Source organism: Methylobacterium sp. AC832 (assembly GCF_979256025.1).
Genome location: NZ_CEEDMV010000001.1, coordinates 205,826 through 230,480 on the forward strand (window position 1 = coordinate 205,826; position 24,655 = coordinate 230,480).

Here is a 24,655-nt window from a genome sequence, read left to right on the forward strand (position 1 = left end):
CCACCGGTTCGAAGCCTCTGACAACCATAGATCGATGGGGGGATTCTCGCTGGCCGGGATAAGCGCCGCGACAAGCCGCACGCCGCCAACACATTCCTGAAGGCCATGCGTGGCCTCTTCGGTTGGGCCACGGTTCGGGGCCTTGTCCCGGTCGCCCCGACCCTCAACGCCAAGCTGCTGACGGGCGCGAATGATGAGGTGGGCTTCTTTGGCTGGACAGACGACGAACTAGCCCGGTTCGAAGCGAAGTGGCCGGTCGGCACCCGCCAGCGCCTCGCCTTCGACCTGTCGCTCCATACGGGCTTCAGGCGCAGCGATGCGGTGAAGATCGGTCGCCAACACGTCCGGAGCAGGGAGCCATCGAAGACGGGAGACGTCGTCCCGCGGCCAATCCTCCGGATGCTGGCCGAGTCGATCGCAGCGACGCCGACCGGAGATCTCACCTGCATCATCAGCGAGCAGGGCCGGGCCTTCACGAAAGAATCGTACGGGAACTGATTCAACAAGATCTTTCGTGATGCCGGCGAGCGGGGTCAACGCGCGGTCTACGGAACTCCGGCGCGCCGTGCTGCCAAAGCTGGAGCTACGGTGGCCCAGCGCAATGCTCTCTATGGGTGGACGCCCGGAAGCCGGGAAAGCGCGGTCTACACACGCACCGCCGAAAAAGTCCGGCTAGCCCGCTCGGCGCTCATTTATCCCTCACCTGCTACCCTGGTGCGGAAGCCGATCGGGATAATCCAGCGAAACTACGGGCTTAAAAAAATAGATGGTGCCCAGGGACGGAGTCGAACCGCCGACACTGCGATTTTCAGTCGCATGCTCTACCAACTGAGCTACCTGGGCCCCCGCCGAAGCGCTTGGCGCCGTCGACTGGAGCGGGGGTATAGTGAGGTGGCGGGGCCCTGTCCAGCCTCCTTTGCGCGCTTCGTGCGATGGAATCGGCTCAGGACGAACGCGGCGGGTCCTCGTCCTCGGTTTCGTCCTCCTCGGTGGGGATCGCGTAGCGGTCGGTGAGCCAGCGGCCGAGGTCGATATCGGCGCAGCGGGCCGAGCAGAAGGGCTGGAATTCCGGCTGTGCGGGCTTGCGGCAGATCGGGCACGGCTCCGGCTTCGGCTTGATGGGAACGGCCCGGCTCATGCCATCGCCCCCCAGCCTTGCCGCACGGGAAAGCCCTCGCCTTCGAGAAGGCTGATCGTCTCGTAGAGTGGCAGGCCGACGACGGCGCTGTGCGAGCCGACGAGCTTGACCACGAAGGTACCGGCGAGACCCTGGATGGCGTAGCCGCCCGCCTTACCCCGCCACTCGTCCGAGGCGATGTAGCGCTCGATGTCGCGGCCGGAGAGACGCTTGAACCGCACCCGCGTCTCCACCACACGCTCGCGGCGGCTTCCCTTGGGCGAGAGCACGCAGACCGCCGTGTAGACACGATGCTGGCGCCCGGAGAGCAGGCGCAGGCAATCGGTGGCCTCGTCGGCCAGTTCCGCCTTCGGCAGGACGCGCCGTCCCACGGCCACCACCGTATCGGCCGCGACGATGTAGCTGTCGCGCATGTCGTCGCGGCGGCGGGCGGCGTCCCCCGCCACGTCGAGTTTGGCCCTGGCGAGGCGTCGTGCGAGCTCGCGCGGCGCTTCCGATTTGTGGGGGGTCTCGTCGACATCGGCGGGAAGCAGGGCGTCGGGCTCGATGCCCGCTTGCTGCAGCAGCGCCAGCCGGCGCGGGGAGGCGGAGGCGAGAACGAGGCGAGGGCCCCGGCGCGGCGTCTCGCCGGAGGCGTCATTCATCGTGGCGTGCGTGCCGCCCTGCGCGGAAGAGATATCCATTGGTGCTTTTTGACAATCCGCAGGCTGGGGGAGAGGGCGGGCCGACCCGGTCGCGAGAGGCCCGCTCGGCGTGCCGGATCGACATGCCGGACCGGCCGGTACGCTATCGGAAAGCCCGCTCCTTGGAAACGCAAACCGTCGCGCCGCGCCCTGGCTAGGCCGTGGACAAAGCGGGCCGCTCTGATATGGTCCGCTCCGCTGGGCGAGGGGAAGCTGTCGAGGCCCTCCCGCAACCGGCATGCGGGCGTAGTTCAGTGGTAGAACGTCAGCTTCCCAAGCTGAATGTCGTCGGTTCGATCCCGATCGCCCGCTCCAACTAACTCGTTGAAGCGTCAGATTTTCTGGCCCCCTTCCGCTGATCTCGCGTTCCCCATGTTCGCCATCGCGTTCCCCAAGGCCTGTTCAGGCCCCGTTCTTCACGGCCCGATGCGCGACCCGAAGATTCGCTACCACCCGTGATTTTCCGTCCGCGCCGCGCGAGTAGCGCTGCGTCGTCGATGTCCGTGCGTGCGCCGCAGCCGACCCGATGTGGTCGAGATCGGCGCCCGCTCAGGACGATATGCGGTGGATCTCAGGCCGCGGCGTCGACGGCCTGGTCGGTGTTCGCGTCGACGGCCGGGGTGAACACGAGTTGGTAATTCCGTTCGTAAGCTTCCCGACGGGCCATCAGGGCGTCGATGTTCTCCGGGGTGCCCGGGGCGGGGTCGCCGCACGCGTCGCCGATGCCGGACCAGTCGGCGATGGCGGCACGGGCGTACCGGGTCAGGCTGAGGGATGAGCGCTTTATGCGCCCTGTCCCATGACGAGCGACACCGGCTGTCCGCGACAGGTCTCGACAGCAGTGAACCCGCGGGAGCGCAGTTCAACCTCCATGTCGTGACAATCCCACAGATGCCCGCCACTCCGGGCCAGCCGCAGGGCCGCCAGTGCGGCTCCGATGGGCTCCGCCGGCGGGCCATAGAGCCCCACGACCAGATATCCCTTCGGTCGGAGAGCAGCCGTCAGTCGATCGAGCGCTGTCCGGGCCGCGTCCTGCGAAAGGAAGGGCGCCGGGAGCCATGTCAGCGAGTAGCCCGCTACTTCATCGAAACGGGTCACATCCTGCAGGCGAAGTTCGATGCGGCTGCCAAAAGGGCTCGCCGCCACGTTCTCGCGGGCCAAATCGAGGGCGGGCTTCCAGATGTCCAAACCAACGACATGCAGCGAAGGCCATTGCGCAGCCGCCTCCAGGGCGATGCCGGCGACACCGGTGCCGACGTCCAGGAAATGCCCGCCAAGCGCGGCCGCGAGCGCTGGACGCTCCGCCGCCAAGGCTGCCAAGCGCCCTACGACGCCGCGCGAGGCTTGGCCTTGCGCCTGCAGCATCGCGGGATCGCTCACCTGCCAGAGCGGAGGCCTGTCCGGATGCTCGAACAGATCCCGTGCTTCCTCCAGCGCGTGGGTGGCGGATGCCAATAGAGCGGACATCCGCTCCTGATCGAGCTCATCCAGGCCTCCCGGCAGCAAGGCGGCGACCGCATCGAGCAGACGACGCTCTACCTCCGGATGAACCTGTGCCGCTCCTTGCCGCACGCGTAAGACCGCACCGATCACGGCGAGCCCCCTTGCCTCATCTCCCATTTGCCGCAACTTGCGTTCGACAGCATGGACGTTCATCGGAGACCACCAGTGCGACGATCACGACATCTGGTCGTGACCTGTGAATGAGAAGGATCTCGCATGATTGCGACCGATCCGATGTGCCTGGATCAAGATCGATTCATGCGCGCGGAGATGACCGGCCGGCGATCATTCGAAATTTCGTAGACGACAAGCGCGCTTGAGCCTGGAGCACTGACAAAAATTCTGATGATGCCGATATGATGCTATGCATCTGCTCGACGATGCATGAAATCATCCGTTCTCGGCTCACGGCATCACGCAGGATGGCGCCAAGACCTGGGGCAATCGTGTCGATGACCGAGCATCCAGGAACCGCCATCCTGCCGATATCCTCACCGCGAACGCCGTCCGTCGGCGCGGCGCATGGCTGCGCTACGATGATAGGCCGTGAGCCTGGTGGATCATCTGTGCAGCCCGCTCCCCAATGATGGCGCAGGGCGCTTGAGTATTCCCCGTGGTCACACGCGGCATGACCGAGGCATCTGCGATACGCAGGGATTCGATCCCGTAAACCTTCAGCGACGCATCGACGACCGACATCGCGTCACGGCCCATCTTGGCCGTGCAGCTCTGGTGCCAGTAGGTCACCGCGGCATCACGGACGAACTCTTCGCGCGCGTCACCCTTGAGGTCGCCGGGCATGGCCTCGTTGCGGACAAAGGGCCGGAACGCGTGAGCATTTCCCAATTGGCGGCAGAGATCGACGCATCTGAGGGCCGTTGCCATATCCGCGGGCTCGGACATCATGTTGGCCTCGATCGCCATCGGCACCGAGGGGTCGGCGCTCGTCAGACGCAGCCGGCCGCGGCTCGCCGGATGCGCGAGACCGGCGAACATCGTCCAGCCATGTGCCGGCACACCGCGCGCCGAGGTCCGCTCGCTGGGGACGGGAAATTCGACTTGGCAGAACAACACGTCCGGCGCATCGAGTTCCGGACGACTCTTCCAGTACAGGGTGGCCTCGCTGCCGTTGTTACGCGGGGCGATCGGCTCCTCGTAATTCCAGATGCATCCGAAGGACACGTGGTCTTGAAGGTTTTGCCCGACGCCCGGCAGATGCTGCAGCACCGGTATTCCCATACGGGTCAGTTCCGCCTGATCTCCGATGCCCGAATGCATCAGGACCTTGGGCGTCTGGATCGCGCCCAGTGACAGCACGACCTCGGACCGGGCGTGGATCGTGAGGACCTGCCCGGCGCGAACCACCTCGACACCAACGGCGCGCCGATTCTCGATCAGCACTCGCCGAACGGTCGTGTCGGTCAAGACCGTCAGGTTGGGGCGGTCGAGCCAGGGGCGGATATAGGCCCGGTAAAGCGACTGGCGCCGGCCGTCGCGGACCAGCATGTCCGAGATAGAGGCGCCGCCCGGCCCCTCCATCATCAGGCCGTTCGGGTGCTCGAAGGTCGGGATACCGATCTCGCGGGCGGCATCGAGCATCGCGTATGCAATGGGACTGGGATCAGAGGCGGGCTGGACCCAGACCGGACCCGATTGGCCGCGATAGGTGGGATCGGGCGTCCCCTGCCAATTCTCGATCCGACGGTAGATCTCGAGGACGTTGTCGTAACCCCAGCCAGGATCGCCTGCCTCTTCGGCGAAAAAATCCCAGTCGCTGCGATGCCCGCGCGCCCACACCATGACGTTGATGCTGGAGCCACCCCCGAGACCTTTGCCCATCGACATCGACAGGGCACGACCGTTCAGATGCGGGTTCGGTTGCGCCTGGAAACCCCAATCCCGCTCGCTGCCCACATTGGCGGGCCATTGAGCGGGGTCGAGCACAGCCTCCGCGTCATCGCTGCCGCCGGCTTCGATCAACAGCACCTGCGCTTCGGAGTTCTCCGCGAGCCGCCGTGCGACGACGGAGCCCGACGCGCCAGCGCCGCACACGATGAAATCGTAGTGCGGCTTCAACTCGGCGATCAGGCGCCCTTGGTTCTCCCGCGCACGACGAGACAAATCCCGGTCTTCATCAAAGGGGTGGCTCACCATTTCATGCCTCCTTCTTCCGTAAAACTGTGGTCACTAGGGACAAAGACAGTCTCCCCCGGTCTTTGGTGGCTTCCGCTGCGAAATGCTGAAGTTGCTGGGGTCCGGCTTCGGGAGACGGTGCACCCGTCTGAGGCTCTTAGCTGAACCGCTACAGGGAAGCGTCGCTATATCAAATCTATCAGATTTAGCAAATATGCCAATTTTGCGCGGGGACGGCTTCCCTGCTAGGGCTCGTTTTTTGCTGCCGACGGCGCCGTTCGCGTCGGCGGGATCGGCAGGTGGACACAGTGAAGGCGATGGAGAAGGACATCCTCACCACGGCCCAGACGGCCAAGCTGCTCGGCGTTTCAGTCCGCACAGCTCAGCTGCTCATCGAGGGGGGCTCGGTTCCGTCTTGGAAGACGCCGGGTGGGCATCGCCGTGTGTATCGGACGGATATCGAAGCGCTCATCGAGGGTGGTGGATGTGGCACGCCCTCGGCCTCCGCCACTGTGATCGTCATCACATCGGGAGATCGGATTCGATCCTACGAGGAAGTGTTCGCCGCCGTCCCCGAATGCGAGGCTGAGATCTTCGAAGATCTTCATGCCGCGCTGTTCGCGCTCGGCTCGGCCCGTCCCCATGCCATCGTGGTCGATCTTGCTGATGGGGATGTCGAGCGGTCCGGCCTCCTGCACAGTCTCGTGGCCAACCCCTCCTTAGGTCACAGCCACATTCTGGCCGTGGGTGCCTCCGTGCAGGCGAGGAAGACAGATGGGCTCGATCGGGTGATCGCCATCGATACCCCCGAACAGGCGGTAGCGGCCGTCCGCCGGTCGTTGGCTGATACGGGGCAGACGGCACTGCCGCCCGGGGCCTTGCCCTTCCCAGTCGCCCTCAACGAGGGCCAGAGGCTTGTGGCGTTGGAACGATCCGGGCTCCTGGGCACGGCGCCCGAGGAGACCTTCGATCGCCTGACATGGCTTGCCAGCCAGACACTGAAAGCACCGATCTCGCTGCTGACCCTGCTCACGCCGACGCAGCAATGGTTCAAGTCACGCCTTGGGCTCGACCTTCCGGAGACGCCGCGGAGTTGGGCGTTCTGCAACTATACGATTCTGCAAAAAGGGGTCTTCTCAGTGGAGGATCTCGCAAAGGACCCTCGGTTCAACAATAATCCGGCCGTTGCGGGCGATCCTGGGTTCCGCTTCTACGCGGGCGTTCCCGTCCTCGACAACGAAGGTTTCCCCGTCGGCGCGCTGTGCGTGATCGACTACAAGCAGCGCGTGCTCGATGAGCGTGAGGCGCAGGCTCTGTCGGCGCTTGCCGCTCTGGCCTCCTCCGAGGTCCGCCTGCGGGCGACCGAGCGGCAATTGCGAGAAGCGCTTCGAAGGGAGGGACGGCATGACTCGGCCCGAGGCCGCGCTCCTGCTGCGCAGCATGCGGTGAAACCTCACGCTCGATCTCGGGCTTGAGGGCGCAAGGCGGGGCATAGGTTAGGTTGCCCGCCTTTCTTCAAATCTCCCCTTTGGTGCAGCGTCCCGCGTCTTCGTCGAGCGACCCGTTAGGCCGTCTGCGGCTCAATCCGGCCGGGTGATCGAAGCAATTCCGCCGTTGCTGAGCATGACGATTCCGCGGCGCGATCTTATTCCTGCGTGTCTGGCGCAGCGGCCCATTTCAGAAGCGCGTCCAGCATCGGGCACAACGATTGCCCCCACTCCGTGAAGCTATACTCGACTTTCGGCGGAACCTGATGGTGGACGAGGCGTGTCACGATTCCGTCTGCTTCCAACCCTCGTAACCGCTGAACCAGCATCTTTTGTGAAATCGCCGGGATCGCGCGCTCGAGATCGGAGAACCGGAGACGCTGAATGACGAGCGCTCGCGCAAGACCAGCCAACCTACCGGACGGTGTGGAATTCGTCGCGGCGGACCTGCTGTCATCCGCTGGCTGCTCCGACTTGGCCCGGGCAGCGATTGCGGCGTTCGGGGGTGTCGACATCATCGTCAACGTACTCGGCGGCTCGAGCGCCCCGGGCGGCGGCTTTTCGGCGCTCGACGACGAGACCTGGGACAGGGAGATACAACAGAACCTGATGGCGGCGGTCCGCCTCGACCGAGCCCTTGTCCCTGCCATGGTCGAGCGTGGGCACGGAATCGTCGTGCATGTCACGTCGATCCAGCGCCAGCTCCCCCTGCCGGAATCCACCACCGCCTACGCCGCTGCGAAAGGCGCGCTCTCCACCTACAGCAAGGCCTTGTCCAGGGAGGTCACGCCCAAGGGCGTCAGGGTCGTTCGCGTATTTCCGGGATGGGTCGAGACCGAAGCATCGATCCAGCTGGCGGAACGCCTCGCGGCCGAAGCGGGGACGGATTTTGAAGGGGGCAAGCAGATCATCATGAACAGCATTGGCGGCATTCCACTCGGACGCCCCGCAAAGCCCCAGGAAGTCGCGAGTCTGATCCTGTTCCTCGTATCACCCCATGCGTCCTCGATCAGCGGGACCGAATACGTCATCGATGGGGGCACGATACCGACCGTGTGAGGAAGGCGCGACGCCCCGGCCGAAGAAGACGCGCAAGTCTTGCCGAAGGACCGGTCTTGCCAGATCTCCCAGCTCCAAGAGTGCTCACGAAACTCCCGGCCACGGTCGGCCCTCGCTCGGAGCACGACGGCGCAAAGGCAGTTCTGTGAGAGATACTGAGACGCCGTTGTGCATTGGGCCGTCATGCGAGCCTAACCTCGCGCGACGACTTGGCTGCGCCGCTCTGTGACCTTCATCACGGACGATCCGGTCCATGAAGAGCCATAGGGCGAGGCGCCGCGCCGACACGAGGCTGCAGGACGGATCGGACGATGACGGTGAAACAGAGCAGTGCCTTCGGCGGGAGTACCCGTTCCGGTGCGAAGAAGACCCTGGGGGCGACGCTGCGCGTGGAGCGCCGTCCTCGCAGATCCGGTCCGAGGTTCGACCGTCGACGTATCGCTTGTCTGCGAAGTCTGGTCCCGAACGTGCGCCCGGCCTCGCGACTTCAGGGGACGCGGCCGTGAGCACGCCACACAGGCTCACCCGCATCCTGGCGGCCAATCCTTTCTTCGCCGAACTGGGCCAGGAAGCCATCCAAAGCATCGCCGGCCTGTGCAGGACGGTGAGCGTCGCGCGAAACGAGGTACTTTTCCAGAAGGGCGATCCGGGCGATGCTCTCTACGCGATCCGTCGCGGGCAGATCCGCATCGCCGCTTGCAGCGAGGAGGGGCGGTCCGTGACGCTGAATCTCCTCGGGGCCGGTGATGTCTTCGGCGAGATTGCCCTTCTGGACGGCCATGCCCGCACCGCAGAGGCTGTCGCACTCGAGGCGACGGATCTCTTCGTCATCGAGCGGCGGGACTTCCTCGGCCTTCTCACGCATGACGCAACCCTGGCGGTCCGGATCATCGAATTCCTGTGCCAAAGACTGCGCTGGATGAGCGAGCGGATGGAGGAAGCCACGCTGCTTCCTCTCGACGCTCGATTGGCACGCCGACTGATCATGTTGTCCGAGGATTACGGTGCCGAGATTCAGGTGACGCAGCAAGAGCTTGCGGCTTATGTTGGCGCGGCGCGGGAAAGCGTGAACCGCGTTCTTCAGGATTGGCGTCGGTCCGGCATCATCGATCTTGGGCGTTCACGCGTGAATGTGAAGTTCGCACAGCGTCTGGCGGCCCTCGGTGGGCCGTCCCGGATCTGAGGCGGCAGAAGGGATCCAAATCATGAAAAACCCGGCACGAGTCGCGGCGGCACTCGCGGCCAGCATCGTCCCCGGTATCGCCCTTGCCCAAACGCGCTGCATGGAAACGACACGCTTCGATCCGCCCCTGCGGGTCCTGCATTGCACGGATGGTCTTTCACTGGAAACCGAGCGGTCGGCCACGCTGCGGCCGATCGATCGGAACGGCGACGGGCAACTGGAAGGCGCCGAGATCGGCGGCCGCGCCGTTCTGGTGACCCTGCCGCCCCGTTCGCGTCCCCGGAAGGGCGGCTTCCAGATCCTCACGCCCCACGCGATTGCCTCCGTGCGCGGCACGGTCTACGCCGTCGATGTGACCGACGCCAAAACGGCGGTGTTCGTGGCTCGCGGCCATGTCGTCGTCGCACGTCGTAACGCGCCGGGCGTTTCCGTCACGCTGGCCCCGGGTGAGGGCGTCGATGTCGACGGGGACCAGGGGCCCCTGGACGTGCGGCGGTGGCCGCAGGAACGCGTCAGAGGTTTGCTGGAACGCTTCGGGCAGTGAAAGCAGCGGGCCTGATGCAGGGGCGTGAGCCGATCTCGAACCACCGTCGGGTGACCCGGCACTTCGTCCTCCTTGCGTTGGTGGCCGCTTTTGGCTGGAGCGGCTGGCTCGCCCATCTGCACATCGCCGGGCGGGCGACGCCTCTCGACCACCTCGAGGCGGCCATGACGGACTTGCGCATGCGGCTGGCCGGTCGGCGCGCGCCCCCCGAAGAGATCGCGATCGTCGCCATCGACGACGAGATCGTCCGCCGGGACGGAGGCTTCCCCATCTCGCGCGCGACGATGGCGCGGCTGATCGAGACGATCGCCACCGCCCGCCCGCGCGCGCTCGCCGTGGATGTTCTGTTCCTGGAAGACGGGCGCCAGCCGGAGGCGGATCGTGCCCTCGCCGCTGCCCTTGCCAAAGTGCCTGCCGTGTTGGCGGCGGCGGCCGTTTTCAACGACGTGACGAACGAGGACGGTATCCCGGTCGCCACCGCCGTGCACCGGCCGATACCGGGGATCGGCGCGACCGCGCTGTCGGGGATCGTCAATGTGTCCGAGGACGCTGCGGGCGTGCCGCGGCACCTTCCCCTGGTTGCGATGACGGATGAGGGCGTGGCCACGGCTTTCGTCCTGCGCGCGGCGGCCCTGGCAGCGCGGACCGATCCGGTCCTGGGCGAGGGACAGGTCCGGATCGGCTCTGCCGTCATCCCGCTCGATCTCGGCTATCATCTTCCTCTTCGTCCCTATGGGCCGCGGCGCACGATCCGGACCCTCAGCGCCGCCGCGCTCCTGGATGGTACGGCAGCGGTGGCATCTCTGAGCGACCGCATCGTCGTGATCGGCGCGACGGCACTCGGAGGCAGCGACACCTTTGCCACGGCGTTCGATCCGGTGATGCCCGGCGTCGAACTATTGGCGACCGGCATCGCCCACCTGACCACGGGGGACAGCTTGGTGCGCGATGCCCGCGTGCGGCGGCTCGACGCCCTGGCGGCCGTGACTCTCGCGGGCGCCGCCGTGCTTCTGATTGCGCTGGCGCCGCCTGGCCCGGCGACCATCCTCGGGCTGATCTTGCTGGCTGCGTGGTTTGCCGTGGGCACCGTCGCCTTCAGCCATGGCATCTGGTTGAGCGCCGCCCTGCCGGTCGCAGCGGCCGGACTGCCAATGCTTCTGTGTGCGGTGGCGCGGCAGATACTGGATCGCCACCGAGGCGTGCGGCTGGCGCAATCGGAGCAGGCCCTGCGCCAGCTTCAACCCGCAGCCCTCGCGGATCGTCTCGCCTGGGACCCGACTTATCTCGCTGAGCCCCTCGCGCGCGAGATCCCGGTGCTCTTCATCGATCTCACCGGATTCACTCGCCAGAGCGAGCGCCTTGGCCCGGTGCGCACCCGCAACATCCTCAAGACGTTCCACGATCTCGTGGACGAGACGGCCTCGTCACACGGAGGTCTCGTCGTCAACTTCATGGGCGACGGCGCGATGGTCGTGTTCGGCGCATTGGACCCCGATCCGGCGCGAGCGGAAAACGCCGTGCGGGCAACCGAAGACCTCATCCGACGCACCCGGGATTGGATCGCACGCGACCTTGAACTGGCAGGCGCAGGACGCGCGCTCGATGTGCGCATCGGCGCTCATTACGGGCCGGTCATTCTCTCGCGCCTCGGAAGCGACACCAATCAGCACATCACGGCGACAGGCGATACGGTCAACGTCGCGAGCCGCCTGCTCGCAGTGGCCTCCGAGAGAACGTCACGCCTCGCCGCGAGCGCCGATCTGCTGAAAGCCGCCGGCATCGATACACCGGATGACATTTTCGACGAGCAACAGATTACGGCCATCCGTGGACGCGCTCAGCCGATAGAGGTTTGGCTGCGGCACGATCCACCTCCGCCATGATATTCTTCGAGTCGAGGCGAACGCTCAGGTATTCGTGACCCAGATCACAGAGATCAATCATCATCGAGGGCAGAGTGCTTCCACCCCAACAGGGAGAAGCACGATGAAGACAAATTCGACGAAGATGATGATTGCAGCCGGTCTCGCGCTCGCGACTTTGGCTGCCGGTAGTCTCAGTGCGGATGCCCGCGGGTTCAGACACGGCGGCTTTCACGGCGGCTTTGGCCATCATGGAGGCTTCGGTCACCGCGGGTTCGGGCACGGGCGGTTCGGGTACGGGCGGTTCGGGCATGATCGACGTTTCTACCACCGCGGGCTCCGCCAGCGCTTCGGCGGGCTCCCCTGGGTCGCTCCCGCAAGCGGCGACTTTCTCAGCTCCGATTTCGGCGATTGCCGCACCGTCTACACGCCCCTGTTCGACGGTTACGAGCGCGTCTGCGGCTGATCGGGCGCCAAGCTCTTCAGGTTTCGAACCGTAGAACGGCCGCCGCCGTACGCACGGCGGCGGCCCGGACACTCTCTTCGCCGCATCACGCCTTGCGGGGACGACGGGGCGCGTTTCGGCACGCTGGCCTCGGCCGTTGCGGAGATCTCGCGAGCCTCGTGAAAGACAATGCTATCGCGTTGAAAACAAATCGAGTCATGGTCCGGCACCGTATCGGCGGGGACAGCTCTACTTGGACAGGGGAACCGCAATGGCACAGACATGGGATCGAAAGACATTCAGCGGCTTCATTGCGCGCGCGATACTGACGCTCATCTTCACAGCTGCGGCCGGCATGAAGTTTGCCGCACTGCCCTTCGAGGTCGCGGGCTTCGAGCGCTTCGGCTACCCGCTCTGGTTCATGTACGTGATCGGGGCTCTGCAACTGCTCGGCGCGGTATTACTCTGGGTTCGCGGCTTCACCGCAGCCGGAGCGACATTGCTCGCCATCCTGATGGCCGGCGCCGTCGGCAGCCACTGGTATGCGGGTGATCCTGCCGCGACGATGCTACCTCCGCTCGTGCTGCTGATTGCGCTTGCCGGGCTCGCCTATGCCCGTCATGCGGAGTTTGTCGCGATGCCCTTGATGAACGCGTCGCGACCCGAACGCCGCCACTGGTCCTGATCTTGACTTGATCTGGTCTTTTCCAAGAGCGCTTCGCATCATCCGTTCTTGATGCACTTGCGCGAGAAGCAGGATCGCAAGCCTTCCCGTTGGCCGAGCCTTACCGTTGGCATTGAGCAGAAGCGAAGAGGATTGCGAAGTCGTATGGCCAGAAACGAAGAGGATCGAGTTCTCATCGCCGGCGGCGGCATCGCGGGCCTCGCCATGCGGCGGGCGCTGCGGCGGCGCGGGCTGCCTTCGCTCACCCTGGAGCGGCGTGGAGAGCCGGCGGATGCGGGCCTCGCCATCAACCTGCCGGGCAATGCGGTCCAGGCTCTCGGCCAACTCGGCCTGGGCGACGCCCTGCGCAGGGTCGGCGCACCCATTCAGCGGCGCGAATACCGTACCGAGAGCGGGCGCCTCCTCTTCGCCGTCGACGAGACGGCGTTCTGGGGCGAGGCGGCACGGCCTCATTGTCTCCGTCGCGCCGACCTGCTGCGCCTTCTGACGCTCGACCTCGAGCCGGACGACATCCGAAGCGGATGCGAGGTCGCCGCCGTCAGGCAGGGGCCGCACGGTGTCACCGCCGAATGCGGGGACGGACGTGTCGAAACCGGAGGGCTGCTCGTCGGCGCGGACGGGGTGCATTCGCGGGTCCGATGCAGCGTGTTCGGCGATCGTGCGCCCGACGCGGCGATGCTGGCCCCGGCGAGCTGGCGCTTCATGGCACCGAATCCAGGCCTCGACGCCTGGACACTCTGGGCGGGATCGGGCGGATTGTTCCTGCTCATCCCCGTCGGCCGGGGCGAGGTCTATGGCTGGGTCTCCGTCGTCAAGGCTGCCGGACAGGGGCGGGACTTGGCCGCCTCGCGTGCTGCCTTCGCGTCGTTCCCGCGTCTCGTCCGCGACACCCTCGATGTGGTTCTGGCCGAGCCGGGCGGGCTCTATCACTCCCCCCTCGAAGAGGTTCGGATCCCGAGCTGGAACCGGGACCGGGTGGTGCTGGTCGGAGATGCCGCGCACGCGACCGCGCCGGTCTGGGCCCAGGGCGCCGCCCTCGCCCTGGAAGACGCGCTCGTGCTGAGCGCTCTGCTGGCGGAGAGAACGGACTGGGGCACGGTGGGTGCACACTACGAAGCGCTGCGCCGGCCTCGCGTGGCCCATGTCCAGGCCATGACCGATCGCCTGTCCCGCACCGCGCGGATGCCGGGCTGGGCCAGAAACCTCCTGCTTCCCGTGATCGGCCCGCGCAGCTACCGCGCCACGTACTCCCCGCTCCGCACGCCAGTCTCGGCCTGAGCCTGGCTCCGGCGATCCCGTCCATCCCCTGATGAGGGGTCGTACCCCCGACCGTGGGAACCAGGAGAACGTTTTCGGAGGCGGGTCCTCGGGACAGACGAATATGTCGGTCCGCTAACGACCGTGATCGGTGCGAACCAGGCAATGCCGATCCTATGCGGGGATGAGCCACGCTAGACGGCGCATGGCTCGGCTCGCATGAGAAGGACCGTTCATGGAAAAACGATGGCCCGAAGGCTGGAGTGAGTGTCCGGATGGATCGGCTGCGGAAGGAAACCTGTAGCCGCAGTTTCCGATCGACCCGACGATGGTGTTTCACAATCCGACTGCTTTGCGGACTTCGCCGAACCATCGGGTCGGGAAGCGGTCACAGTTGAACGAAGCCCGCTCACTCAAAATCTTTCGGTGAGCATGGATTAAAGCGCGCCCTGCCGCGTAGCTTCACTCCGCGAGATCGGATTGCAAAACAAGTTGATTGTTAACGCATGGCCACTTTTAGAGGTTTCGGTTCAGGGCATAGCCTCTTGACAACGATCAATAGGGGCGATCCTATGATTTCAGGTCTATCTTTTCTGTGTGAGCGAAAGCGTTAGCTGCCCAGACCGCGCAGAGGCCGTCCTCGAGGATACGCTTCGTCGGAACACATGTGATCTGACTATCGCTGCGACGACCGCCCGAAGAACGAAGGCGGCGCGCGTAGGGGAGAAACGATGAGTGACGCATCCGACGGCGTGCGGCGGACAAGGTCCATCGTGCCTGCGCCGCAGAGCTTCGTGGCCGGCATCGCGCTGGTTCTGCTCGGGATGTTTGGCATCTGGGCCGCAAGCGATCTGCCACGGGGCACCCTCGGGTCCATGGGGCCGGGCATGCTGCCGCACTGGGTCGCGATCGGTGTCGCCATCTGCGGCGGCGTGCTGGCCTTGACGGGGCTCGTCCGTGAAGGCGCGGGCCTCGAGACCTTCGGCTTGCGCGGCCCGGTCACCGTCGTGCTGGCGATCCTCGCCTTCGCGGTCACGATCCGTCCCTTTTCCCTCGGCCCCGTCGCCGGTCCCGGCCTCGGCCTGATCATCGCGGGACCGCTCGCGGTGATCATCGGGGGCTACGCCACACCCGAAGCGCGATTTCGCGAACTTCTGATCCTGGCCCTGCTTCTCACCGCCGGTTGCATGCTGCTGTTCGGGGACCTGCTCAACCTGCCCATCCCCATCTTTCCCACCGTCCTCATCGAGGCGGCGAGCGGCACGATCCCGTCGCGCGTGATGCTGAGGCTCGGGGCCGGCGCCCTCGCCCTGGCGGGACTCGGCCTGCTCGCCATGCAGCGCCGCTCCACCCATCGAGGTCGGATCGACGTCGCGCCGCACACGATGTCGACCTGATCGGGAGCGCGGCACGTGACGGATCTCCTCGCCAATCTCGGCCTTGGCTTTGCCGTCGCGCTGAGCCTGCAGAACGTGACGCTGTGCTTCTTGGGCTGTCTCGTCGGCACCCTGATCGGCGTGCTGCCCGGCGTCGGCCCGATCGCCACCATCGCGATGCTCCTGCCGATCACCTTTGGGCTCGATCCCGTCGGCGCCCTGATCATGCTCGCGGGGATCTATTACGGGGCGCAATACGGCGGCTCCACCACCGCGATCCTGGTCAACATCCCCGGTGAGGCGACGTCGGTCGTCACCACCCTCGACGGGCACCAGATGGCCCGTCAGGGGCGGGCCGGAGTAGCCCTCGGCATCGCCGCCATCGGCTCGTTCTTTGCCGGCACCGTCGCCACGCTGCTGATCGCGGCGCTCGGCGCACCGCTGACGCGCCTCGCGCTAATCTTCGGGCCTGCGGAGTACTTCGCCCTGATGGTGATGGGGCTCGCCTTCGCCGTCGTCCTCGCGCACGGCTCCGTGCTCAAGGCCGTGGCCATGATCCTGGTCGGAATCCTGCTCGCCGCCGTGGGCACCGACCTCGAGACCGGCCAGGAGCGCATGACCTTCGGCCTCGTCTTCCTTACCGACGGCGTCGATTTCTCGGTCCTGGCGATGGGCCTGTTCGGGGTCGCCGAGATCCTGCGCAACCTCGACCAGACCGAGACCCGTGAGATCGCCCGGGCGCGGATCGGCCGCCTGCTGCCCAGTCTCGCGGATCTTCGGCAGGCCGCACCCTCGGCTCTGCGCGGGACGGCGATCGGGTCGATCCTGGGCATTCTGCCCGGCAATGGCGCCGTCCTCGGCCCCTTCGCCTCCTACACGATCGAGAAGCGGCTCGCTCGCGATCCGAGCCGTTTCGGGCGCGGCGCCATCGAAGGGGTGGCTGGTCCGGAGAGCGCCAACAATGCCGGGGCGCAGACGGCTTTCATCCCGCTCCTTACCCTCGGCATTCCGCCGAATGCCGTGATGGCGCTGATGGTCGGCGCGATGACGATCCACGGCATCGTTCCGGGCCCCGGCGTGATGACCAAGAACCCCAACCTGTTCTGGGGCATGATCGCGTCGATGTGGATCGGCAACCTCATGCTCCTCGTCATCAACCTGCCCCTCGTCGGCATCTGGGTGCGCCTGTTGAAGGTGCCCTACCGGTTGATGTTCCCCGCGATCCTGATGTTTTGCTCGATCGGCATCTACTCGATCAATTCCCTGCCCACCGACGTGATGCTGATCGCGGCCTTCGGAGTGTTCGGATACGGGCTGATCAAGTTCGGCTTCGAGCCCGCGCCGCTGCTACTCGGCTTCGTCCTGGGCAAGCTGATGGAGGAATACCTGCGCCGTGCCCTCACCCTGTCGCGCGGCGACGCCCTGGTGTTCCTCGAGCGCCCGGTCAGCGCGGTGCTGTTCCTCGTCGCCTTCACCATCCTGGCGGCGGCGCTGCTGCCCTCGCTGCGGCGAAGCCGGGACGAGGTGTTCACGGAGGCCTGACGGAGCGGACGCCTCGGCGTCCTTCGACGGCCGACACGATAACCAGAAACGAAAAGGATGAGGAATATGAGAAGGGCTCTCGCCATCGGCCTCCTGTCGGCGCTCGCCGCCGTCAGCGCTGCAGCCGATACCTATCCCCAGCGTCCGATCACCATGGTGGTGCCTTTCGCGGCCGGTGGACCGACCGACGTGGTGGCGCGGATCGTCGCCGAACCTATGTCCCGCGCGCTGGGCCAGCAGGTCGTTGTCGAGAACGTCACCGGAGCCGGCGGCACCACCGGCATCACCCGTGCATCACAGGCCTCGCCCGACGGCTACACCATCATGATGGGCCACATGGGCACGCATGGCGCGGCACCGGCCCTGTTCAAAGGCCTGAAATACGATCCGGCCAAGAGCTTCGATCCCATCGGCCTCGCCGCCGGCACGCCGATCGTCATCGTCGCCAAGAAGGGCTTCCCGGCGCAGGATCTCAAAAGCTTCATCGAGGCGATCAAGGCGGGCGGCCCCTCGATAAACCAGGCCCATGCGGGCGTCGGCTCGGTCTCGCATTCGACGGGCGTGCTCTTCGACTCGCTCACCGGCGCCAAACCCACGCTCGTCGTCTATCGCGGCACGGGACCTGCGCTGAACGACCTGATGGCGAACCAGGTCGACTTCATGACGGATCAGATCGTCAACGTCGCCCCGCAGATCGCCGGCGGCACGATCAAGGCCTATGCCATCGCGACGCCCGAGCGCTCCCCGAGCCTGCCCGACGTGCCGACAACGAAGGAGGCCGGCCTGCCCGGCTACGAGGTCAGCGCCTGGAACGCCGTGTTCGCGCCGAAAGGCCTGCCGGCGGATGTCCGGGCCAAACTCGTGGCGGCTCTCGAGACGGCGCTCAAGGACCCGGGCACGACGAAGCGCATCCTCGATCTCGGCGGCACGGTGCCGAAGGATGCCGAGGCCGGCCCGGACGCTCTGCAGGCGCTCGTCGAACGCGAGGTGGCGCGGTGGACCCCCGTGCTCCGCTCCGCCGTCGAAGCCAATCCCTGAACCCGCGATCAGAGCCGGTATCTCCTTGGGGGGATTGCCGGCTCTGCCGACAATCCGAGGTGCCCGTCTGCGCATGTGCAGGCGGGACAATGGGCACCTGCCGAGTGCTCGATCGCTTCGCCGAGCCGGAGCAGCAGAGGCGTTTTCGACGTGGAATCCTACCTCACCTCCTCCTTCCTGTTGTCGCTCCTGCAGATCGTCTGGATCGACATCATCCTGTCGGGCGACAATGCGGTGGTCATTGCCATGGCCTGCCGCGGCCTGCCCGAGCGGCAGCGGCGGATCGGCGTGTTTGCGGGCGCTTTCGCGGCGGCTCTGCTGCGGATCGTCTTCGCCGTCATCATCTCGCAGTTGCTGGCGGTGCCCCTGCTGAAGGTGGCCGGTGGCCTCATCCTGCTGCATATCGCGGTCAAGCTCGTGCGCGGCGAGGAGGAGGATGAGAGCGCCATCAAGGAGCATTCCAGCCTGCCCAAGGCGATCTGGACCATCGTGGTGGCCGACGCCGTGATGAGCTTCGACAACGTCGTCGCGGTGGCGGGCGCCGCCAAGGGACACGACGAACTCTTCATTATCGGCCTGGCCCTCTCGGTACCGCTGCTTGTGGTCGGCGCCAGCCTGATCACCCGGCTGATCGACCGGTTCCCGATCCTGATTTGGTTCGGCGGCGGGCTGTTGGGTTGGGTGGCCGGCGAGATGATCGCGACGGATCGGCTCGTTCAAGAGCACATGGTTGCGCTCATGCCCCCAACCCTGCAGGGCTTGGTCCCGCACGCGATAGGTGTGCTCGGCGCTACCCTCGTCATTGCCATCGGCCTCCGTCTCAAGCGCAGATCCGACAGGGCCGTCGCGCAGCAACAGGCAGCGGCCGTGGGCAGGGCAGAGGCGGACATGCTCGGGACTTGAAAGAAGCACGAGAAAGAAAGAGCTTCGCGTCACCTCTCCGGTGCATCGCACGACTGTCTCCGGCGTCAGCAGGACAGATCGCCGATATGAGAAAAGCCTCGTCTTCAAGGCGCAGGGCTGATGCGCTTGGCCGTAAGGTAAAGACTACGGTAACTCAGGTGGTCAACGTCACCAGCTTGGGCGGGGTGTTGTTGTTTTCAATCACCAACCGCCGGTTCGCTCAACGGTAAGGTCGGGTGGTTTGCCGTCAGTCGGCTATCGTTCGATCAGATCCGCATGCGGTCGATCAAGACCCTAAGACCTCCGGAGACATGCCGTCGGCTCGGATAGTAGAGGAACAGGTCTCCCTTCACGGGGCACCATTCCTCCAGGCACAGGACCAGTGTCCCGGCGTCGAGGTGCGGTCTGGCGCGATCCTCCCAGACGTAGGCGAGGCCGCCTCCCTTGGCGGCCACCTCGATCATCAGTTGCTGGTCGTCGAGGGTGATAGGACCATCGACCTCGACCTCGATGGCCTCGCCGTCGCGCTCGAACCGCCAGTTGAACATCTTGCCACTGGGGAAGCGGTATCGGATGCCGGTATGCCGTGCGAGGTCCCGTGGATGCTCTGGACGAGAGTTCTTGCTCAGGTAATCCGGCGAACCCACCACGACGAGACGCTGCACCGGGCCAATCCGGATGGCAACCATGTCGCGGGATAGCACTTCGCCGAACCGGATGCCGGCGTCAAAACCTTCCTCGACGATGTCGACCAAGCGGTCTGTGGACACGACGTCCAGGTGCAGACCCGGATTTCCCTCGGTCAGCGGAACCAGGACGTCGCGCAGCAGGAAGGGGGCAATCGAGGTTGGCAGGTTGATCCTGACCATGCCGAACGGCGTCTCCCGGAAGGTGTTCAGGCTCTCCTGAGCCCTCGCGATCTGGTCGAAGGCGGGTGCGAGTTCGGCGAGAAAGCGTTCGCCTGCGTCGGTCAAAGCAACGGATCGGGTCGTGCGCTGTAGCAACCGAACGCCGATGCGTTCCTCAAGGCTGCGGATTGCATGGCTGACAGCGGAGGAAGCGACGCCACGCTCAGTTGCGGCTTTCCGGAAGCTGCGATGCTTGGCAACGGCCAGGAAGGTCGACATCTCACCGAGCTCGCTCGCGCGCATTGTTCACTTCCATTCATCACCGCGCGCAGAAACTAGCAGGTTATCGTAGCAGTCGCCCGTCCTTAGGTTCGAGACACCAGCCCATCCGCGATCCGCGGGAATGGCGCCCACGACAGGAAACAACCCATGACGCGCATCGTACGCTTCCATGAAATCGGGGGCCCCGAGGTCCTCAAGGTCGAGGACGTGGCGGTACCGGCGCCGAAGGCCGGCGAGGTCCAGATCCGGGTCAAGGCGATGGGTCTGAACCGCGCCGAGGTGATGTTCCGGACCGGCCAGTACGTCACCGAGCCGACCTTCCCGGCCATCCTCGGGTACGAGGCCGCCGGCACTGTCGAAGCTCTCGGACCGGACGTCGATGGCCTCGCGCTGGGCGATGCCGTCAGTGTAATTCCCTGCTTCATGCTGGGGGAGTACGGCCTGCACGGCGAACTCGTGAACGCACCGGCCACCGGTGTAGTGAAGCACCCGGAGACGCTGTCCTGGGAGGAGGCGGCCGCCGCCTGGATGATGTTCACGACCGCCTACGGCGCGCTGATCGACATCGCGGACGTGAAGGCCGGCGAGACGGTGCTGATCCGCGCTGCGTCCAGCAGCGTCGGGCTCGCCGCCATTCAGATCACAAAGGCGCTTGGCGCCACCCCCGTTGCGTTGACCCGGCGCAGCAACAAGCGCGACGAACTCCTGGCCCATGGTGCCGCCCATGTCATCGCCACGGAGGAGCAGGACCTCGTCGCCGAGGTGAGGCGGATCACGGACGGCAAGGGCGCTCGCGTCGCCTTCGACCCGGTCGGCGGACCGGAGGTCGGTAAGATCCTTGAGGCGTTGAGCTCCCTCGGGATCTTCTTTCAGTACGGCGCGCTCGACACCACGCCCATCACGATCCCGGTCCTGTCGCTGCTCGGCAAGAACCTCACCGTGCGCGGCTACCAACTCTTCGAGATCACCCAGGACCCGGAGCGTCTTCGGAAGGCCAAAGTGTATATCGTCGAGGGCCTCGCGTCAGGGGCACTCAAGCCAGTCATCGCGAAAACCTTCAAACTCGATGGCATCGCCGAGGCGCATCGGTTCATGGAAAGCAACGAGCAGATCGGAAAGATCGTCGTTACGGTCTAGAGCGCTCTCCGCCGAAGTGGATGCCGGTTCGGCAAAAAAGAGCGCGGCAAACAGAGGCTTAGAGATGTGTCCCGACCCAACGTGGTCGGGCGCAGCTCTAGCCGCGGCGCGAGGGCTCGGTAGGGCCGCCTATGGGGGACGCGTCCGCTTGCGGACGTCCAGGATGATTGCGACGACTGGGCTAACCATCCAGCAGCCCAATTCGGCCCGGGCTCGTTCTGCCAGCTTATTCATCTGCCGATTACTCAAGGAGGCCAGCGTCGTGATCGAGCTATGGCGGAGGCGCTACAACAGCATCCGTCCACACTCGTCGGTCGGCTGCCACCCGCCAGCGCCAGAGGTCGTCATCTGGTCAGAAGAGCCAAGCAGCTCAGCGCCGTTCGCTCGCCCCGCCATCGTCACACGGCCGCTGATGCGCTAACTTTGTACTTGGGCCACCAGATGGGGCAGGCCGTGGCGCAATGGTGCCGATTACGGAGGATGCTCCCATATTCAAGTTGGGCGGCGCATCCTAGCATCGTCGAAAATGGCCAGTACTTCACTACCGAGCGGACCGACTTCTAAGTCGCGCTGTCTTGGTGGCAGCGCATTACGATGTCTGGGAAGGCTGGCGTCGCCTACGTCCCGCCGGCCTACGCAAACGGGGCCTGCGCCGACGATCGCATCGTGTGCGAAATGGTTCCTCGCCGCTTCGTTTCCTATACAGGCCAACGACTGCAACGTTCAGGCATCATTGAACAATGGCGAGGGATATTCGGCCGCGTGGATGCCGATATGATCGCGTGCAGCAACGCAGATTGCCGCGATTTGCCAAACGAATAGCGCAAAGCAGATAATCTTTGCGCTTTCGTCAAAATGTTCAAATTCAGCCAGCAGGCAAAATTTGATAAGTCCCAAGCAAAGCGGCAATGCCGTTTTGCTTGGGACTGGGTCCTCTTCAGCCATTCACCAACGGTAGCGCAGCGTCGCCAGCACGGTTTGACGATTGCCGTAGAAGCAGCCGGTCGCGGCGATGCAGGTCGATACGTAGGTCTTATCGAACAGGTTCGTCGCATTGACGGCGAGATCCACGCCTTTCAGCGCTGGATAGCGGTAGCCGAAATCATACCGAACGGCCGCGTCGACCAGGGTGACGACCGGGATATGATAGAGGTTGGCGTTGTCCCCCACCGAGGCGCCTATGTAGCGCACGCCTGCCCCGAGACCGAGCCCGGCCCAATCGCCCGTTCGGAACGTGTAGTCGAGCCAAGCCGATGCCTGGTGCTGGGGCACGAAGGGGAGTTCGTTCCCGATGATGCTTGCCCCGGCCGCGTTCGCATTCGCCTTGGTGATCTCGCTGTTCATGGCGGCGTAGGAGGCGATCAGGTCGAGACTCTCGGTCAGGCTTGCCTTGACCTCCAGTTCCACGCCGCGGACGCGGGCCTCGCCGGTCTGTGCATTGAACCGGAAATCCGTCGGGTCCGGTGTCAGAACGTTCTTCTGCGTCAGATCGAATACCGTTCCCGTCATGAGGAGGTTCGTACCGGGCGGCTGAAACTTGATGCCGCCTTCGATCTGCTCACCCTCCGTCGGTGCGAAGGGCTGACCGGCGCGGTTCGTACCGGCCGTCGGCTGGAACGAGGTGGCGTAGCTGATGTAAGGCGCCAATCCGCCATCCAGCAGATAGCTCAGCCCGACGCGGCCCGTGAAGGCAGCGTCATCCTGTTTCACTCGCGTGAGTGCGCCGGTCGCGGCATTCGTCGTGCGGGTCACCGCGTCGGCCCAGTCCTGACGCCCGCTGACGGTCAGGCGGAAGCCGCCAAAGCGGATCTCGTCCTGCGCGTAGAGTCCGGTCTGGTTTCGTCCCTGGGTGATCCGCGTACCGAGCGGGGGACGCGTGACCGTGCCTGCATAGACCGGGGCGAACACGTCGACGGATGGCACGATCCGGAGCTGGGACTCATCGTACCGGGCATCCTCGCGCAGGTAGTCCGCGCCGAGGAGAAGCGTATGCGCGAAGGGGCCGGTGGAGAAGCGGGCTTCGGCCTGGTTGTCGATGTTGAACAGGTCCGACCGCTCCGGGAAGGCCCAGGCGTAGCGGGAGAGCGTGCTGTTATCGGCGCCGAGGCCGATTGCCTGCACACGCTGGGTATTGGCGTCGACATGCGAGTAACGCAGGTTCTGCCGGACGGTCCAGACGTCGTTGAAGCGATGTTCGAACGCGTATCCGATGAAGCCTTGCTGCAGCTTGAACCGGTCGTAATTCGGCTCTCCGATGAAGCGTTTCGTAGGGATGCGGCCCTTCGGGTTCGCGTAGAGTGTGCCCAGGGCGGGCAAGCCCTGAGGCGCTCCCCCGCCGGGCGAATCGATGTTGAGATATTGTGACAGGATCGTCAGGGACGTATCGGCATCCGGCCGCAGAGTGAGGCTCGGCGCGATGAAGACGCGGTCTTCCTCGAGATAATCGAGCTGCGTTCCCGTGGTGCGGGCCAGACCGGTCAGCCGATAGAGGATCCTGCCTTCAGGATCGATCGGCCCGGACAGGTCGAAGGCGGCTTGCGCACGCCCGAAACTGCCGGTCTGGAGTTGGATTTCACGCAGAGGTGTCGCCGTCGGGCGCTTGCTCACGAGGTTGAGCAGGCCCCCTGGGGAATTCTGACCATACAGTCCCGACGATGGCCCCTTCAGCAACTCGACACGCTCGAGACCATAGGATTCGACACGCGGTTGCGAGTAGCCCCGGGCTCCGAAGGGCAACCGCAATCCATCGAGGTAGCGGCCCGGCACGAAGCCGCGGACGTAGAGCCAATCATAGCGCACATCCGTGCCGTACTGGTTCATCACGCCGGGCGTGTAGAGCAGGGCCTGACTGACGCTCTGGGCCTGACGGTCCTCGATCTCCTTCCGCCCAACCACGTTGATGGCCTGAGGGGTCTCCAGGATCGGCGTTCCGGTTTTGGTCGCGGTTGCGCTGCGGCGGGCGACATAGCCGTGGACGGGACCTATGGCGTTCTCGCCCGACACCTCCAGCATGTCGAGGGCAACGGCCCCGGCCTGATCCGGGGCGACGATACCGGCCTGTGCCACCACGCGCAGGAGGGTGGCGGATCGCTCGGCGGTGAACTGGGGCGTCAGTCCCGTGCCGGCCAGGAGCCGACGCAGTCCTTCGGCACGGTCGTAGCGTCCGACGACCGCGACCGAGCGCAGATATTGGGTGGCGCTGCTGTCATAGATCAACTGAACGCCACTGGCCGCGCCATAGGCCGCGAGCGCTTCGTCGAGGGGCATGGCGGGAAGGGCGAAGTCGATCGCCGCGTCCTGGGCCGGCATGAGTGCCGATGCCTGGACGAGATGTAATCGACCCATCGTTGCAGCCGGGCCGGCATGCTCGATCGCCGCCGAAGCCGGAGCCGGCATGGCGGCGACCAATGTCGCGAGACCGCTCAATCCAATGGCCATCCGGTACTGGTCCCGTCCCCGGTCTTGTCTGCTACGCCGCACCGTCATCAGCCCCATCGTCTCAAGGCGGCTTGCCACCGCTGTGCGACGGGTCGTGATCGCCCGTCTGATT

General features: G+C 65.3%; 21 protein-coding genes, 2 tRNA genes and 2 pseudogenes. 16 read left to right on the forward strand and 9 right to left on the reverse strand.

Features of this window, described 5'->3' with window-relative positions; all coding sequences use genetic code 11:
• The first annotated feature begins 105 nt into the window (after positions 1–105).
• The gene (locus AC0IXR_RS00990) at positions 106–498 is read left to right on the forward strand and encodes a hypothetical protein (protein ID WP_056428124.1); all 393 of its coding nucleotides are present in this window, start codon (positions 106–108) and stop codon (positions 496–498) included.
• A 269-nt stretch (positions 499–767) separates the two neighbouring features.
• Here AC0IXR_RS00990 and AC0IXR_RS00995 read toward each other — a convergent pair.
• The 3 genes from AC0IXR_RS00995 to AC0IXR_RS01005 all read right to left on the reverse strand — a co-directional run bounded on the left by AC0IXR_RS00995 (position 768) and on the right by AC0IXR_RS01005 (position 1,821).
• Positions 768–843 (reverse strand) — tRNA-Phe (locus tag AC0IXR_RS00995).
• A 100-nt stretch (positions 844–943) separates the two neighbouring features.
• Positions 944–1,138 carry a DNA gyrase inhibitor YacG gene (locus AC0IXR_RS01000; protein WP_311275930.1) on the reverse strand — a complete coding sequence of 65 codons (195 nt, stop codon included), beginning with the start codon at positions 1,136–1,138 and terminating at the stop codon, positions 944–946.
• Positions 1,135–1,821: a Maf-like protein gene (locus AC0IXR_RS01005; RefSeq protein ID WP_311275929.1), complete on the reverse strand. Its 687-nt coding sequence runs from the start codon at positions 1,819–1,821 to the stop codon at positions 1,135–1,137. The genes AC0IXR_RS01000 and AC0IXR_RS01005 overlap by 4 nt, the downstream gene beginning before the upstream one ends.
• Before the next feature lie 240 nt (positions 1,822–2,061).
• Here AC0IXR_RS01005 and AC0IXR_RS01010 point away from each other — a divergent pair.
• A tRNA-Gly gene (locus AC0IXR_RS01010) sits at positions 2,062–2,136 on the forward strand.
• A gap of 468 nt (positions 2,137–2,604) precedes the next feature.
• Here the strand turns inward: AC0IXR_RS01010 and AC0IXR_RS01015 are convergent.
• Together AC0IXR_RS01015 and AC0IXR_RS01020 are read right to left on the reverse strand one after the other, a co-directional pair.
• Positions 2,605–3,414, reverse strand: coding sequence for a methyltransferase domain-containing protein (locus AC0IXR_RS01015; RefSeq protein ID WP_471759434.1), 810 nt, complete (start codon positions 3,412–3,414; stop codon positions 2,605–2,607).
• 441 nt (positions 3,415–3,855) lie between these two features.
• Positions 3,856–5,478 (reverse strand): GMC family oxidoreductase, encoded by a 1,623-nt coding sequence (locus AC0IXR_RS01020; protein ID WP_471759435.1) that lies wholly within the window; start codon positions 5,476–5,478, stop codon positions 3,856–3,858.
• 278 nt (positions 5,479–5,756) lie between these two features.
• Between AC0IXR_RS01020 and AC0IXR_RS01025 the strand changes: the two genes are divergently transcribed.
• The gene (locus AC0IXR_RS01025; protein ID WP_471759436.1) at positions 5,757–6,932 is read left to right on the forward strand and encodes a GAF domain-containing protein; all 1,176 of its coding nucleotides are present in this window, start codon (positions 5,757–5,759) and stop codon (positions 6,930–6,932) included.
• A gap of 170 nt (positions 6,933–7,102) precedes the next feature.
• On the opposite strand, the gene AC0IXR_RS01030 is transcribed toward AC0IXR_RS01025, so the two are convergent.
• On the reverse strand, positions 7,103–7,357 hold the full coding sequence (locus AC0IXR_RS01030; protein ID WP_419953588.1) for a winged helix-turn-helix transcriptional regulator: 255 nt from the start codon (positions 7,355–7,357) through the stop codon (positions 7,103–7,105).
• Between AC0IXR_RS01030 and AC0IXR_RS01035 the strand changes: the two are divergent.
• The 11 genes and pseudogenes from AC0IXR_RS01035 to AC0IXR_RS01085 all read left to right on the forward strand — a co-directional run.
• A pseudogene (locus AC0IXR_RS01035) lies at positions 7,329–8,003 on the forward strand (SDR family oxidoreductase); the annotation flags it as partial. The gene AC0IXR_RS01030 and the pseudogene AC0IXR_RS01035 sit on opposite strands and share 29 nt — an antisense overlap.
• A gap of 502 nt (positions 8,004–8,505) precedes the next feature.
• Positions 8,506–9,186 (forward strand): Crp/Fnr family transcriptional regulator, encoded by a 681-nt coding sequence (locus AC0IXR_RS01040; RefSeq protein ID WP_207410983.1) that lies wholly within the window; start codon positions 8,506–8,508, stop codon positions 9,184–9,186.
• A 22-nt stretch (positions 9,187–9,208) separates the two neighbouring features.
• Positions 9,209–9,730 (forward strand): FecR domain-containing protein, encoded by a 522-nt coding sequence (locus AC0IXR_RS01045; RefSeq protein ID WP_471759437.1) that lies wholly within the window; start codon positions 9,209–9,211, stop codon positions 9,728–9,730.
• Complete coding sequence (locus tag AC0IXR_RS01050) at positions 9,727–11,613, forward strand: CHASE2 domain-containing protein (RefSeq protein ID WP_471759438.1); 1,887 nt, start codon at positions 9,727–9,729, stop codon at positions 11,611–11,613. Before AC0IXR_RS01045 ends, AC0IXR_RS01050 begins: the two co-directional genes overlap by 4 nt.
• Positions 11,614–11,716: 103 nt before the next feature.
• A complete protein-coding gene (locus AC0IXR_RS01055; RefSeq protein WP_419953590.1) occupies positions 11,717–12,058 on the forward strand; it encodes a hypothetical protein in 342 nt (113 codons plus the stop codon).
• Positions 12,059–12,308: 250 nt separating this feature from the next.
• Positions 12,309–12,722, forward strand: coding sequence for a DoxX family protein (locus AC0IXR_RS01060; RefSeq protein WP_471759439.1), 414 nt, complete (start codon positions 12,309–12,311; stop codon positions 12,720–12,722).
• 144 nt (positions 12,723–12,866) lie between these two features.
• Positions 12,867–14,000 carry an FAD-dependent monooxygenase gene (locus tag AC0IXR_RS01065; protein WP_471759440.1) on the forward strand — a complete coding sequence of 378 codons (1,134 nt, stop codon included), beginning with the start codon at positions 12,867–12,869 and terminating at the stop codon, positions 13,998–14,000.
• A gap of 710 nt (positions 14,001–14,710) precedes the next feature.
• Entirely contained in the window at positions 14,711–15,376 is a 666-nt protein-coding gene (locus tag AC0IXR_RS01070) for a tripartite tricarboxylate transporter TctB family protein (protein ID WP_419953593.1), read from the forward strand.
• A 15-nt stretch (positions 15,377–15,391) separates the two neighbouring features.
• Positions 15,392–16,897: a tripartite tricarboxylate transporter permease gene (locus AC0IXR_RS01075; RefSeq protein ID WP_056428081.1), complete on the forward strand. Its 1,506-nt coding sequence runs from the start codon at positions 15,392–15,394 to the stop codon at positions 16,895–16,897.
• Positions 16,898–16,963: 66 nt separating this feature from the next.
• Entirely contained in the window at positions 16,964–17,935 is a 972-nt protein-coding gene (locus AC0IXR_RS01080; protein ID WP_471759441.1) for a tripartite tricarboxylate transporter substrate-binding protein, read from the forward strand.
• A 150-nt stretch (positions 17,936–18,085) separates the two neighbouring features.
• Positions 18,086–18,838, forward strand: a complete 753-nt coding sequence (locus AC0IXR_RS01085) for a TerC family protein (protein ID WP_311275916.1) — start codon at positions 18,086–18,088, stop codon at positions 18,836–18,838.
• A 266-nt stretch (positions 18,839–19,104) separates the two neighbouring features.
• Here AC0IXR_RS01085 and AC0IXR_RS01090 read toward each other — a convergent pair whose 3' ends face one another.
• Positions 19,105–19,989: a LysR family transcriptional regulator gene (locus AC0IXR_RS01090; RefSeq protein ID WP_471759442.1), complete on the reverse strand. Its 885-nt coding sequence runs from the start codon at positions 19,987–19,989 to the stop codon at positions 19,105–19,107.
• A 126-nt stretch (positions 19,990–20,115) separates the two neighbouring features.
• On the opposite strand from AC0IXR_RS01090, the gene AC0IXR_RS01095 reads away from it, so the two are divergent.
• Positions 20,116–21,105, forward strand: coding sequence for a zinc-dependent alcohol dehydrogenase family protein (locus AC0IXR_RS01095; RefSeq protein ID WP_471759443.1), 990 nt, complete (start codon positions 20,116–20,118; stop codon positions 21,103–21,105).
• Positions 21,106–21,349: 244 nt separating this feature from the next.
• Positions 21,350–21,449 (forward strand): annotated as a pseudogene (locus AC0IXR_RS01100) (integrase core domain-containing protein); the annotation flags it as partial.
• Between the two features lie 379 nt (positions 21,450–21,828).
• Here AC0IXR_RS01100 and AC0IXR_RS01105 read toward each other — a convergent pair.
• On the reverse strand, positions 21,829–22,050 hold the full coding sequence (locus AC0IXR_RS01105) for a hypothetical protein (RefSeq protein WP_471759444.1): 222 nt from the start codon (positions 22,048–22,050) through the stop codon (positions 21,829–21,831).
• On the reverse strand, positions 22,051–24,621 hold the full coding sequence (locus AC0IXR_RS01110) for a TonB-dependent siderophore receptor (RefSeq protein WP_471759445.1): 2,571 nt from the start codon (positions 24,619–24,621) through the stop codon (positions 22,051–22,053).
• Positions 24,622–24,655 lie beyond the last annotated feature (34 nt).